The sequence below is a fragment of the Kitasatospora sp. NPDC058478 genome (genome assembly GCF_042720345.1).
Lineage (GTDB): Bacteria > Actinomycetota > Actinomycetes > Streptomycetales > Streptomycetaceae > Kitasatospora.
This window is the reverse complement of sequence record NZ_JBHXML010000016.1, coordinates 14,808-27,424: the sequence shown is the minus strand read 5'-3', so window position 1 is coordinate 27,424 and position 12,617 is coordinate 14,808. Positions and strand designations below refer to the sequence as shown.

Sequence of the window (12,617 nt, the reverse complement as noted above, 5' to 3'; positions counted from 1 at the left end):
AGCGCCCGGGGCTCGCTTCGAAGGAATAATTCGCACACTACTCATATGGCGCTATCCAGCCCGCCTCCGACTGTGATGACCTTGGCGACTGTGGCGCGAGTCACATCGCGTGACATCGCGCCACATCACATCGCGTCACATCGCGGCGGAATCGCACCGCCGTGGGTGCCCGACCCAAGGCGATCGAGGAGGTACTCGTGAGTGGCAGGGAGAACGGTGGCAGGAGGGCCGAAGGTGACGGCTTCCCGGATCTGGGACCCGAGGAGCTGGCGGAGATCGAGCGCGTGATCCTCGGCGGCGACGACGGGATCGCGCTGCGGCACGCCGCGCACGAGGCCGGCGGGCCGCGCGTGTCCGCGGCCGACCTGCAGAAGGCCCTTGAGCTCCACGTGTGCATGGGCCTGAACGCCTGCCGGAACCACGACATCGACGAGAAGGCGCCGATGGCGGGCATGGGAGCCTGTGCCACCGTCCTGCACGTGTGCCACGGCGCCAACGAGTGCCGCGGGCAGGGCGGGTGCGGCTACACCGGCCCCGACGCGGAACTCGCCAAGCCGGGCGACCAGGCCTGTCGGCAGAACGGCAGCTGCGCGAGCCCGATCAACGTCAGCCGGGTGTTCGCGGGCGGCCCGCTGAAGGGCAAGAGCGTCTGGAAGCTCGCCCGCCAGCTGTTCGAGGCCCGGATGTACGCCGCCGGCCTCCCGTTCGGTCCGTCCCCGGGCGAGGGCTACCCGGACGACCTGGTCCCGCCGTACGAAGTGAACGAGGCCGAGCGGAGGAAGAAGAGGCTCGACCGGAGCAAGCCGCAGGTGCTCCCGCTGCCGTCGGACGAGGCGAACGCGTGACGCAGCGTCACCACGGCGAGCGGGCCGACCGGGTGTCCCGCTTCGACCTGCCGAACCTGGGGTTCGGTGTCGGCCTGCGCAGCCCGCACCACCGGTACGTACTGGACCACCTCGGCGATGAGCTGGGCGCCGAGTGGCTGGAGATCATCTCCGAGAACCACCTCGACTCCCACGGCCACCCGCGTCACGTACTGGACCGGGTCGCCGAGCGGCACTCCCTGGTCATGCACGGGGTGTCGCTGTCGATCGGCAGTGTGGAGCCCCTGGACTTCGACTACCTGAGGAGGCTCCGGCAGCTGGCCGACGCGGTGGGCGCCGCCTGGCTGTCGGACCACGTGTGCTTCACCGGGGTCGCCGGGCTCAACACCCACGACCTGCTGCCGGTCCCCTTCACCGAGGCCGCGCTGACGCATCTGGTGCGACGGGTCAGGACCGTGCAGGACTTCCTGGAGCGCCCGTTGGTGCTGGAGAACCCCAGCACGTACGTGGGCTTCACCGCATCGACCATGCCGGAGGAGGAGTTCGTCGCACGTCTGGCGGTCGAGGCCGACTGCGGGCTCCTGCTGGACGTCAACAACGTCTACGTGTCGGCCGTCAACCACGACACCGATCCGCGCGCATACCTCGGAGCACTCCCGCACGACCGGGTCGTGCAGATCCATCTGGCCGGTCACACCGACGCGGGCACACATCTGATCGACACCCATGACGGACCGGTCGCACCGGCCGTGTGGGAGCTGTACGACGCGGCGATCGCGCTGACCGGGCCCGTGTCCACCCTGCTGGAGTGGGACGACCGCCTGCCGCCCTTCCCCGAGCTGGTCGCGGAACTCGACAAGGCGCGCCGGCGGGCCCTCGATCCGACCAACGTCCCCGTCGCGACGGGAGTCTGACATGTCGACGGTCGAAGGGGCGCCGGCGCACCTGGCCGAACTCCAGCACTGGCTGCAGGCCGCCGTCCTCCACGCCACCGGCCCGGACCAGGAGGGCGGCGCGGCCGCCGACCAGGTGCTCACACCGTCCGGCCGGCTCACCGCCGGCGAGCGGCTGGACATCTACCGCCGCGGTTACCGGCTGCGCCTGCTGGCCTGCCTGCGCTCCTGCTTCCCCGCGTTGCGCCGACTCCTGGGGCCGGAGGCCTTCGACGCGCTCGCCACCGAGTACCTGAGCACCTGCCCGCCCCGCAGCTGGACCCTGGAGCACTTCGCCGACGGCTTCGCGTCACACCTCGCGACCACCAGGCCCGACCTCGACCCACCGGGCCGCGACGCCGACCCCTGGGTCCAGCTGATCGTCGAACTCGCAGGATACGAACGGGCTTTCGCCGAGGTGTACGACGCCGATCCGGCCCGCGCGTGCCGCGTGCTGGCCTGTCGGCACCCCGTGCACCGCTACGCGGCCGCGGTGGCCCGCGGCGAGGACCCGCAGCCGCCGGCCGCACGCCCCGTACTCCTGGCGCTGCGCCGCCGGGACCACGGCGTCCACGTCACGGAGCTGACCGAGGACGTCCGGCGCACGCTCCTCGCCTCCTCGAACACCGAGCACCCCGACACCGAGCACCCCGACCGCCCCGACCGGGCCGGTCCGCCATCCGCACCGCCCAGACTGCCCGCACTGCCCACACCGCCCGCACCGCCCTCACCGCGCCCCGAGCGCCCGGAACCGAACGGAGCCGAGGTATGACGACCGACGCCACCAAGCCCGCCACCCGCCGCCTTCCCGACATCCCCTTCGCGGTCACCCCGATCGGCACGATCAAGGCCGATCGACCGATCGAGGACATCGACACCTTGCTCGACCACCTGTACCAGGCGGCCCAGGTCGAGCTGTCAACCGTCCCGATGTACCTGTACGCGGCCTACTCCATCGGGACCAAGGGCCACAGCCAGTGGGACCCGGGAATCTCCGCCCAGCGCACGATCATCAGCATCGCGATCGAGGAGATGCTGCACCTGTGCCTGGTGCGCAACCTGATCATCGCGCTCGGCGGAGCGGACCGGATCGTCTTCTACGACCCGGACTTCATCACCAGGTACCCGAGCCTGATGCTCCATCGGACTCCGCCGCTGACCCTCCACCTGGAGCCGTGCAGCAAGGATCTGATGAACCGGGTGTTCCTGCCGCTGGAACTGCCCGCCGAGAAGGGCGCCAAGCCGCAACCGGACGCGTACAACACGCTCGGCCAGTTCTACAAGGCGATCGAAGTCGGCCTCAAGCACCTGACCGAGGCCGACCCGGACGACGTGTGGAAGTACGCGAAGGCGAACGCCCCCTGGCAGTACGAGAGCGCGTACTGGAACCACGACGGCGGCGGCGAACCCGTGGTCATCACCGACCTCCACACCGCCGAGACCGCTCTGAAGATGGTGGTCGAGCAGGGCGAGGGCGTGGACCCGAAGAAGGCCACCGTCCCGATCGACCCGGTCAACCCGCGCCCCGGCCTCGACGAGCTCTCGCACTACGCGAAGTTCAAGAGGATCGAACAGGGCATCGAGGTCACCGGGCAGGTCCGCAACGTCCCCAGCGATCCCCGGGCGAAGGGCTTCTCCGGACCGGCCGCAGGCCTGGCCGTCCTCTTCAACGCCGCCTACTGCTACACCCTGGCCATGCTCGACAAGCTCTACGACGTCCAGTCGAACTTCAACCCGAACCAGCGGAACACCCGCTACCACCTGGAGCGCACCTTCATCGCCTCGATGAGTGGTGTGCTCTACCCCATCGCGGAACTCCTCATGACGACCCCGGGCAGCGACGACCCCGCCTGGGACGGGACCTGTGCCGCTCCCACCTTCGAGTACTACGACTTCGCCGCCGAGCAGAAGGCGAAGGGGCACCGGACCATGAAGGAGCACCTGCTCTGGCTCTGCGAGACCGCCGTCGTCGACTTCCCCGAACTCGGCGGTGACAACAGCGTCCACTGGCTCCTGAAGAACCTGCCCAGCGTGGATGACATCCCCTCGGATCCCCCCGCCAGCCGCCCGCGCCCGATGCCCAACTGACGGACCGCGACCGGCGCCCCGGCACGCCCGCTTCGCGACTCGGTGACGTGAGCCGCTCAGCGCAGGCCGGCCACGACGTCCCTGGCACGGGACAGTGCTTCCGGCTCCTCGTGGAGAGTACGTGTGACGAGGGATACCCCTTGGGCCATTGCCTGGGGTGTGCTCCTGCCGTTGAGGGCCATCAGGACCTTGAGCCTGAGGTCGAGGAACTCCTGTGCGCGGCGGCGGCAACCGGAGATCACGTCGTCCAGGCCGCCCTGGAGGTCGAACTCCCGGGCGAGGTGTTCCAGTCGGCGCAGGACGGCCGTCTTGTGTTCCCAGAGGAGGTGGAACTGCCGGTAGTCGATGAGGTGGTCTCCCGCCTCGACGGCCTTCAGATGGCGTAGGAACCTGCCATGGACCTCGAACCCCGACGAGACGGTGAAGTCGGGCGGTTGGGCCTCGGGCTTCGGTGGGGACCACCACCAGTACTCGGTACCGGCGCGGAAGATGTCCAGCTCGGGTGCCTCCAGGTAGCTCGACAGCTCGGTCCACAGCCGCCCGGGATCGAACGCCGGGCGCGTCCGCACACGCTGGAGGAGCTGGACGGGGTAGCGGATCGCGGCGAAGTCGGAGTTCGGTGCCGTCAGGGACAGCGCTCGTTCGAAGGCTTCCTCGAAAGCCCGGTAGCCGAACTCCAGGGTCTGGAACCGCTGGCTTCCGGGCCGTCCGATCGCACCGCCGAAGCCGACGACGCGGAGCTGCTCCGACCGGTCGTCGTAGCCGTGGACGAGAAGCTCATGGACGAAGGGACGCGGCTCCCCCCGCAGGAAGGAGTCGTCCACGAAGACGATGACGTGCCGGCCGGAGTCGATACAGCTTCGGAGGAACGCAACGATGCGGCCGATGCGCCCGGCGGCCGCGCGGTCCAGTGTCCGGGTGTGCAGGACTTCCCGACAGGTCAGTGAGCTGTGGAAGTCCAGGTGTGGCGCCTTCTGTTGGGAGTCGGAACCCATGGCATAGAGCTGGATGTACTGCGAGTAGAACCATGGCCTCATGGCCTCGTCCGCGAGGATCGCGCAGAGCGGTAACGCGCCGGCCAGATAGGTGTTGTGATCACTTTGGAGGACGGTCGGGAGTTCGTTCTTTCCTGGCACTGTCGTTGTCACCACCGGATCCGGGACGAAGAACCACTCGGTACCTGCTGCTGGGGCGTGCCTGCCCGTGCGCCGTTCCGGGTCGGGCGGTGGACGGCGCACGGGCATGGCGACGGACCCCTCGCCGTTCGTCCGCTCGGCCCTGGGGCCGTCATGCTCCGGCCCGGGCCGTCGCGGTGGCGTCCGCCAGCCGGGTAGCAGCTTCGGCCGGTGGGGGACGGCCGTTGCCGGGATGCCTGAGCTGGCGGTTCAGTCGGTCAGGGGGCACCTCCTGCTGGACGCGTTCGGAAGAGCGAGATAAATGGTCCATACCAAAATGGTCCATGCCAATGGGAACTTAAACGCTTTAGCAGGCCAGCCATCACAAGTTCATTCGCGCAACGGGAGGTTGGCGGTGTCTTCGCGGCGCGTCCGGCGTCCAGGGGGTGCGGGCGGCTGCGGGCACCTCGGCGAGGGGCCTGCCGGCATCCCGGCGACCACCGTCTGAGCTGCTGATCTTCGGTGGACCGGGATCCGGGCCGGCGGACGGTGGGGCGGCTTGCCACGGGTTTCGGCCTGGGCGATTCCGGAGGAGGAAGGCGGATCCGGGCCTCGGACCGGCACTTCGGGGAAGGTGTGTGAAGCTCGTAGCCCTGGTTGAAAAGGTGGTTGACATATCCTCGACCACTGTCCTTGTATGGGGCGGGCACAGACCGATGACGCAGGAGCTCCGGCATCCACGAGGGATCCGCCGGAGCCGCATGGGCGGGCCGACGCAGATAGCTCCAGGGGGGGCTGCGTCGAGCATTCGGTCGTTTCGAATCGATGACATGCCTTCTCCGCGGTCGGCGGGAAGGCGAGCCGAGGCCGTGCGATATCAGGCCTGGATCGATGCCATACCGTCCGCGGACTCGCCGGTGCACCCAGTGCACCGGCGTCCGGCGATGTGAATGAACGGGGTGGATGAGATGGGAAGCAGAACATCAGCGGCTGCCTGCCGGAAGGCCCGCGCTGTACTTCCGGATATCCGGGCTCAAGATGCCGGGACGGACGACTCCGCCCGGTTCCCGGAGGAGGCTGTCGGGCTCTTGCGGGCGAACGGCCTGATGGGACTTCTCGTACCCGAGGAGTACGGCGGACTGGGAGGAGATCTCGGCGACCTCGTGGCCGTGGCGGGCCTGCTGGCGTCGGGCTGCTCCTCGACGGCGATGATCTGGGCGATGCACTGCCAGCAGGTCGACTGCATCGTGCGCTTCGGCTCGGCGCGGCTGCGGGACGAGCTGCTTCCGCGGCTGGCGTCGGGAGAGGTGTACCTCGCGTCGGTGACCACCGAGCCGGGCAAGGGCGGACACCTGCTCAGCGGGCGAGCCGCCCTGAACGGGGCGGGGGAGCAGCTGGGATTCGAGCGTGAGGCGCCGATCGTCACCGGCGGCGCCCATGCCGAGGGATTCCTGGTGACCATGCGCGAGTCGCCCGACGCCGCCGACCACCGGGTCACCCTGTGCTACGCCGACCGGCACCAGCTTTCCGTGGCCCCCTCGGGCGCCTGGAACACCTTGGGGATGCGGGGTACCGAGAGCCGGGGGATGAAGCTGGCGGGTACGGTGCCTGCCTGGCAGGTCGTGGGGAGTCCGGGCGACTTCAGGACCGTCGCCGTGGAGAGCATGATCCCGGCCGGGCACCTGGCGTGGGCCGTCTGACCGACCTGGTGGCCGCGCGGATCGCACGGGCCAGGATCGATGTCGAACTCGTCGCCGCCTATCTCGGCACCGTCCGGGACGAGATCCTGGCACGTCGGCGAGAGGGGTCGTCACTGAGCGGGACGGCGACCCAGATCCATCTCAACAATCTCAAAGTCGTCTCCTCGGAACTGACGTTCAGGGCCGCGGATCGCCTGCTCCAGATCGCCGGGCTGTTCGAGGGCTACAGCCGGGATGCCGGAATCCCTCTTGAGCGGAACTTCCGCGATCTCCGGTCGGCGCGCCTGAATTTCAACAACGACCGCCTGCTCACCATGAACGGGGCGCTCGCGCTACTCGATCGCGATGTCACCGTCCTGCCCGCTGACCTGATGTCCGTCATCGACTCGACCGTTGACGACGAGGACGGTCCGCGATGACTTGGCCGGCGGAATTCGAGGAAATTCTCCGTCGGCACCTGCCGATGGCCGACGGGCCGGTCTCGGCAGACGAATTGCTGGCGGACCTGGGTCTGGACTCCCTTGCCATGGTGAATCTGGTGATGGATCTGGAGGAAGGGATGGGCATCTCCGTACCGGACGAGCGGCTCGTTTCCGAAACGTTCAAAACGGCAGGTGCGGTCTGGGCGGCCGTCGCCGACCTGCCGGTCAATTCAGATGCGAGCGGAGGGCGCCATCATGCCTGAATCCCTGTTCAAGCGGGAAGCGAATTCGGCTTCGGCCGTGAATGATTCGGCACTCACCGAGTGCCGTGATCAGGTCATCGCCTCGCTGACCCGATACACGGAGCACGGGCCGACCACCGGCACGACCTGCTACGTCTGGCCGTCATCGGAGTGTCCGGTCGGCTGCGGGCACTGCAACTACGCCGCACCGATGTCCCTAAATCGGTTAAGCAGGTACAGCGTCGCCCGGGATCCGGCTCCGGTCCTGAAGCTGATGAACGGCATGGGACTGTGGAAGGCCGTGCTGTCCGGTGGTGGCGAGCCCATGGTCGAGCCGGAGTTCTGCGAGCGGTTCGTCCATGAGGTCGACTCACCCGGTCTCGAGGAGATCGAGCTCATCACCAGCGCGCATTTCGCCGCGGACGAGGACGAGACCGGTCGGCGGGTGCGCAGCCTGGTGGACGCATGGCGCACCCGGCCCGCGCACCTGGCCAGGGCGAACTTCACCATCCGCATCAGTCTCGACTGGTTCCACGCCCAGCGGATCGGCGTCGAGCCGGCAGCCAGGGTCATCCGCCTGCTCGGTGAGGACGGCCTACGGGACGTCGGCTGCTACGTCAGATCCGTTCTTCTCGACGGTGATTCGACCACCGAGAAGCTCGCGGCGGCGCTCGGCGGGGAGCTCACCGAGATGGACGACTACCAGCGGAGGATTCATCTGCCGGACGGGCGGACAGTCCTCGTCTATTTCAAGAACCTGATCGTCGAAGGCCGGATGAACCAACGGAAGCTGTCCCGGTTGCCGGTCAGCCTTCCCGAGCAGTCCCTGGCCGAGGTGTTCGGCCGGCGGTTCGAGACCGAGCAGGGCAAGAGTGTGCCGGCTCGCACCTACAACGGCCCGCAGGTCCGCCACTTGGAGGGGCTGGCGTGCCTCATCGAGGACGACGGAAGGGTTCGCATCCTGGAAGGAAACGACCCGCACCGATGCCCCAACGTCCGTCAGACGGACGACTGGGAACAGGCCATCGAGTACCTCTACGCCGATCCGCTGACGGTGTACCTGGTCGACAACGGTCCCCAGGACCTGGCGAGGCTCCTGGCCGACGAGTTCCCGGACTCGCTCCGGATGGCCGCCGACACCAACCAGCTCTACCACCTGACCGAGCTCCTTCTGGCCGAACCCGACCGGCGGCTCTACGCGACCTTGCGCGCATTGGAGATCCACCTGGCCGAGGGAAGGGTCACGGCCGATCGCGAGACGGTCGAGCGCGCCTGGGCGTTGTTCTCGGCACGCTCCGAGCAGCGTCCCCCCGGAACCGGGCGGGACTGACATGCGCAACGGAACTCCACCGAACGCCGTCCTGGTCACCGGACCGCCGGGCGCCGGAAAGTCGACGGCGCTGATGGCACTCGACGACCGGCACCCCGATCTGGCCCGCTTCGGCGTGCGGGACTACGGGCTCCGGCTCGCGGCGGCCGGCCACCCGCTCGGCACGCGGATGCGCGAGACCCTGCTGCGTCAGGAACTGCTCCCCGACGAGCTCGTGCGGCTGGAGTTCGCCCACTTCCTCGACCACCTGCCGGCCGCCGTGCGGGTCGTGGCGGTGGAGGGCTACCCCCGCGATCTTCCGCAATGCGACGACCTGCTGCGCACCGCTGCCGACCGGGACGTGCGGGTGACCGGATTCGCCGTCGTGACCGTGCCGGACGGCACGGCACGCACCCGGGTGGCGAACCGCCGTCTCTGCGTGGAGTGCGGAGCGACGACGGACGACCCGGACGCCCCCGCCTGCCCTGGTTGCGGCGGCGGCGTGATGCGTCGCCGAGACGACGCCGCCGCCAGTTTCGAACGGCGTCTGGCCGACTACCACCGCATCATCGGCGATCTGCGCGCCTATTTCGCCGAGCGATCGCTCCTGCGCGAGGTCGATGGAACGCGCCCGTCGGACGAGGTCCGTGCCGCGCTGTGGGAATCGCTGGACGCCATGGACGCCATGGACGCCATGGACGCCGTGGACGCCGACGTGCCCGACTCGACCGATGATCTGACCGATGGTCTGGAGGACTGACCGATGGGCTCGGGTACCGACATGATGGCCCTGCGCAGATCCGCGCTGAGTTCGCTGGCGGACCAACCGCCCGACCAACCGCCCGACCAACCGCCCGACCAGCCGCCGCTGGAGCGCCGGACGCCGTTCGCGGGATGGGAGATCGTCCTGGGCGAGGACCTCCCCGCTCCGGTCCACCCGGAGGCGGTCGGCGCGGAGCTCGCGTCCGCGATCGTGGACCTGCTGTCCAGGAGCGGCGACCCGGCCGGCCCGGGGGCCGCCCTGGTGAGCGGTGTCCCGCGCCACTTCACGCTGGAACAGGCGCGGACCTATCACCAAGCGCTCTTCCGAGCGGTGTGGGAGGTGTTCCGGCGCCGAACCGCCCGCGGAGGCGAGGAGAGCGACTTCCGGATCAAGGTCGGTACCATCTCGGACGGTGCCATCCCGATCGAGCTCTACGGCACCAGCTGGAGCTTCAAGCGCTTCCACACCGACTGCGATGCGCTGCTCTTCTCGCACCTGTACGGTCCGGTCACCGGCTTCACCGGTGGTGAGCTGCAACTCATCGACATGCGTCCGTACCTGCGTCAGCGTTCGCTGCGCTTCGACGAGGTCTTCGAGTGGTCCGACGAACTCACCGACGGCCGCAAGCCCGTGCTGCGGGCCGACCACTGCGAGTCGGCGTTGGCCGAGTGCGGAACGACCGTCGGGGCGCTGGGGCCCGATCGGATCGTCTTCGTGAACAACCTGCCGACCGCCGGAGTCCTCCACGGGGTGACGCCGGTGGCGATGACGGATCCGGAGGGCTTCCACCGGGAGTACCACCGATGCAGCGTAAAGGACCTCCGACTGTGCTGAGCAGCTTTCCCGGGCGGCGGACCGCCATCATCGCGACACTCGGCCCGGTCAGCGGGACGCGGCCCTGCCTGGAGAACGTCCTGCGGGCCGGTGTGGACGTCGTCCGTCTGAGCATGGGCAACGGCACCCGCGAGCAGCATGCGACCGCCGTGCGCGACATCCGCGAGGTGTCGGCCGACATCGGCCGGCGGGTCCTTCTGCTCGCCGACCTCCAGGGGAGGAAGAACCGGCTCGGGGCGCTCCCGGACGGCCAGGCGCAGTGGCAACCGGGCGAGGTCGTCACGCTGTGTGCCAAGCCGGTCGAGGCGGCGTCCCATCGCACCTGGACCACGCATCCGTGGCAGCCGGAGCGGCTCCGCCCTGGCGCCGAGGTGCTGATCGACGACGGTGCGATCGTCCTGGTCGTGACGGCGGCATCCGCGTCCGAGCTGCGGTGTACGGTCGTCCAGGGCGGTCCGGTGACGTCGGGCCGCGGCGTCACGATCCCGGGGGCGACCACCGTCCCCGCCGGGCTCTGCGAACGGGACGCCGACGACCTGGAGTTCGCCCGAGCACTCGGCGTCGACCTGGTGGCGCTCTCCTTCGCCGCCTCCGCCGACGACTACGCGGCGGTCCACGCGATCGCGCCCGACCAGCTGGTCATCGGCAAGGTCGAGCACCCCGACGCCCTGGCTTCGCTGCCGTCACTGGCCTCGGCCTTCGACGGTCTGATGGTGGCGCGCGGAGATCTGGCCGTCGAGATCCCGTTCGAGGACGTCCCGATGGCGCAGAAGCGGATCGTGGCGGAGTGCGCCGGCCGGGGCAGGCTCTCCGTGGTCGCCACCCAGCTCCTGCACTCGATGCGCCGGAGCACCCTGCCCACCCGGGCCGAGGTGTCGGACATCGCCAATGCGGTCATCGACGGGGCCGACGCGCTCATGGTGACCGGCGAGACCGGCTACGGCCTGCATCCGGTACGCGTGGTCGAGGTCCTGCACAGGGTCATCGTCCGAGCCGAGCGCTACCGGGACGAGATCAGCGAGGCATCCGACCGCGCCGTCGCGGGTGGTCGAACCAACCCGGACACGCACGGAGGAGAGCAGTGACCGACAGCTCGATCGACGACTCCCTGACGCACGGCTGCCTGGAAGACCTGTCACCGGAGGCGAGGCTGCTGCTGGCGCTCGCCCGTCCGCGGTTGGAGCCGGCGCAGCAGCAACGGATCTTCCGCTTCCTGACGGCCAACGGTCAGGACCTCGACTGGGGGCTGCTGGTCGACCAGGCGTGCCGGCACGGGGTCCTGCCGCTCATCGGGCGCAATCTCCTGACGTACCGCCTGGTCCACTCCGCGGACGGGCGCAGCCTGGCTCCTTACCGCTGGATCTACGCGTACGCCTACGAGGGGAACCGGCGACGCAACCACGCGCTCGCCGACGAGTACGTCAAGGTGATCCGGGGCCTGAACGCCGGCGGTCTCGACTACGCGATCCGCAAGGGACCGGTGCTCACCGAGGGCGTCTACGGCGATGTGGGACTGCGCCGGATGGGCGATCTCGACGTGCTGCTGAGCAGGGACTCGCTGCCGGAGTTCACCTCGGTCGTCGAAGGGCTGGGCTACCGGCAGGGTCATTTCTCGGGCAACGCCGAGCTGGTGGTGCCCTTCGACCGGCGGACGCAGATGGTGTGGAAGGTCAGCCTGGCCAATTCGACGCTTCCCTACCTCAAGCCGGCCCAACGTGACGACGTCGAGGTGTTCGTGCTGGATCCGTGCTTCAACGTGTTCCAGCCCGGTTCCGGGGCGGTGGTCGGTCCCGCCGAGATCCTGGCCCGCGCGGTCGACGCCGTGCTCTTCGGCGAGGCGAGCCGCAGGCTCGATGCCGTGGACCAGTTCATCGACGTCTGCGTCCAACTGCACGTCGAGGCGACGACGCTGATGTACATCGAGATCGGCAAGGACCTGACGATCCTCAAGTTCCTCGATCTCGTCCAGTTGCTGAACCGGCTGTCCGGCGAACAGCTGGAAACCCTGGTGTCGCGGGTCCGGCGGTACGGCTGTGCGGACAGCATCCGCTACGCGCTGCACCACACCGGGCAGGTGTTCCCCGACGGGGTTCCGCCGGCGCTGACCGCGGAGTTCGGGCCGGCCGATCCGGATCTGCTGGAGACGTACGGCGTACTGGACGGCCGGCCCGACCGCTGGGAACAGGGCTTCGCGGATCGGTTGTTCAACCCCAGGAGGTCGCGCACGCCGAAGGCGCGAAGCACCGTGCCGGGCCCACGGGCCGTGGTGTGACGCGGCTCGGGGACGGGACGGTGCGGGGATGCCGATGACGACGCGCGCTGCGAGGCGACCACCACCACCGCCGCCGGCCGAGACGCCGCCGCCGGTGCCCGGCGGACGGGCCCGAG

General features: G+C 69.2%; 13 protein-coding genes. 12 read left to right on the top strand and 1 reads right to left on the bottom strand.

Going from position 1 to position 12,617, the window contains the following annotated elements; all coding sequences use genetic code 11:
• Positions 1-197: 197 nt before the first annotated feature.
• From ACFWPT_RS11335 to ACFWPT_RS11320, 4 genes are read left to right on the top strand one after another with little or no spacing between them, the layout of a single operon-like run.
• Positions 198-845 (top strand): hypothetical protein, encoded by a 648-nt coding sequence (locus ACFWPT_RS11335; RefSeq protein WP_380368519.1) that lies wholly within the window; start codon positions 198-200, stop codon positions 843-845.
• Positions 842-1,738, top strand: coding sequence for a DUF692 domain-containing protein (locus ACFWPT_RS11330; RefSeq protein ID WP_380481278.1), 897 nt, complete (start codon positions 842-844; stop codon positions 1,736-1,738). Before ACFWPT_RS11335 ends, ACFWPT_RS11330 begins: the two co-directional genes overlap by 4 nt.
• 1 nt (position 1,739) lies before the next feature.
• Entirely contained in the window at positions 1,740-2,528 is a 789-nt protein-coding gene (locus ACFWPT_RS11325; protein WP_380481275.1) for a putative DNA-binding domain-containing protein, read from the top strand.
• Positions 2,525-3,844, top strand: a complete 1,320-nt coding sequence (locus tag ACFWPT_RS11320; RefSeq protein ID WP_380481272.1) for a ferritin-like protein — start codon at positions 2,525-2,527, stop codon at positions 3,842-3,844. The genes ACFWPT_RS11325 and ACFWPT_RS11320 overlap by 4 nt, the downstream gene beginning before the upstream one ends.
• 56 nt (positions 3,845-3,900) lie before the next feature.
• Here ACFWPT_RS11320 and ACFWPT_RS11315 read toward each other — a convergent pair whose 3' ends face one another.
• Entirely contained in the window at positions 3,901-4,980 is a 1,080-nt protein-coding gene (locus ACFWPT_RS11315; RefSeq protein WP_380481270.1) for a hypothetical protein, read from the bottom strand.
• 929 nt (positions 4,981-5,909) lie between these two features.
• On the opposite strand from ACFWPT_RS11315, the gene ACFWPT_RS11310 reads away from it, so the two are divergent.
• The 8 genes from ACFWPT_RS11310 to ACFWPT_RS11275 are packed head-to-tail and all read left to right on the top strand — an operon-like array spanning position 5,910 to position 12,501.
• Positions 5,910-6,659 (top strand): acyl-CoA dehydrogenase family protein, encoded by a 750-nt coding sequence (locus ACFWPT_RS11310; RefSeq protein WP_380481267.1) that lies wholly within the window; start codon positions 5,910-5,912, stop codon positions 6,657-6,659.
• Entirely contained in the window at positions 6,647-7,078 is a 432-nt protein-coding gene (locus ACFWPT_RS11305) for a hypothetical protein (protein WP_380481264.1), read from the top strand. The genes ACFWPT_RS11310 and ACFWPT_RS11305 overlap by 13 nt, the downstream gene beginning before the upstream one ends.
• Positions 7,075-7,344: an acyl carrier protein gene (locus tag ACFWPT_RS11300; RefSeq protein ID WP_380368502.1), complete on the top strand. Its 270-nt coding sequence runs from the start codon at positions 7,075-7,077 to the stop codon at positions 7,342-7,344. Before ACFWPT_RS11305 ends, ACFWPT_RS11300 begins: the two co-directional genes overlap by 4 nt.
• Positions 7,337-8,653 carry a hypothetical protein gene (locus ACFWPT_RS11295; protein ID WP_380481261.1) on the top strand — a complete coding sequence of 439 codons (1,317 nt, stop codon included), beginning with the start codon at positions 7,337-7,339 and terminating at the stop codon, positions 8,651-8,653. Before ACFWPT_RS11300 ends, ACFWPT_RS11295 begins: the two co-directional genes overlap by 8 nt.
• 1 nt (position 8,654) lies before the next feature.
• Positions 8,655-9,392, top strand: a complete 738-nt coding sequence (locus ACFWPT_RS11290; protein WP_380481259.1) for an adenylate kinase family protein — start codon at positions 8,655-8,657, stop codon at positions 9,390-9,392.
• Positions 9,393-9,395: 3 nt separating this feature from the next.
• On the top strand, positions 9,396-10,229 hold the full coding sequence (locus tag ACFWPT_RS11285) for a hypothetical protein (protein WP_380481256.1): 834 nt from the start codon (positions 9,396-9,398) through the stop codon (positions 10,227-10,229).
• A complete protein-coding gene (gene pyk / locus ACFWPT_RS11280; protein ID WP_380423550.1) occupies positions 10,223-11,314 on the top strand; it encodes a pyruvate kinase in 1,092 nt (363 codons plus the stop codon). Before ACFWPT_RS11285 ends, pyk begins: the two co-directional genes overlap by 7 nt.
• A complete protein-coding gene (locus tag ACFWPT_RS11275; RefSeq protein ID WP_380481254.1) occupies positions 11,311-12,501 on the top strand; it encodes a nucleotidyltransferase family protein in 1,191 nt (396 codons plus the stop codon). Before pyk ends, ACFWPT_RS11275 begins: the two co-directional genes overlap by 4 nt.
• The last annotated feature ends 116 nt before the right edge of the window (positions 12,502-12,617 follow it).

Coding starts and splice junctions, on each gene's coding strand:
- ACFWPT_RS11325 (WP_380481275.1), top strand. CDS start 1,740: ATGTCGACGGTCGAAGGGGCGCCGGCGCACCTGGCCGAACTCCAGCAC.
- ACFWPT_RS11320 (WP_380481272.1), top strand. CDS start 2,525: ATGACGACCGACGCCACCAAGCCCGCCACCCGCCGCCTTCCCGACATC.
- ACFWPT_RS11310 (WP_380481267.1), top strand. CDS start 5,910: ATGAACGGGGTGGATGAGATGGGAAGCAGAACATCAGCGGCTGCCTGC.
- ACFWPT_RS11300 (WP_380368502.1), top strand. CDS start 7,075: ATGACTTGGCCGGCGGAATTCGAGGAAATTCTCCGTCGGCACCTGCCG.
- ACFWPT_RS11295 (WP_380481261.1), top strand. CDS start 7,337: ATGCCTGAATCCCTGTTCAAGCGGGAAGCGAATTCGGCTTCGGCCGTG.
- ACFWPT_RS11290 (WP_380481259.1), top strand. CDS start 8,655: ATGCGCAACGGAACTCCACCGAACGCCGTCCTGGTCACCGGACCGCCG.
- ACFWPT_RS11285 (WP_380481256.1), top strand. CDS start 9,396: ATGGGCTCGGGTACCGACATGATGGCCCTGCGCAGATCCGCGCTGAGT.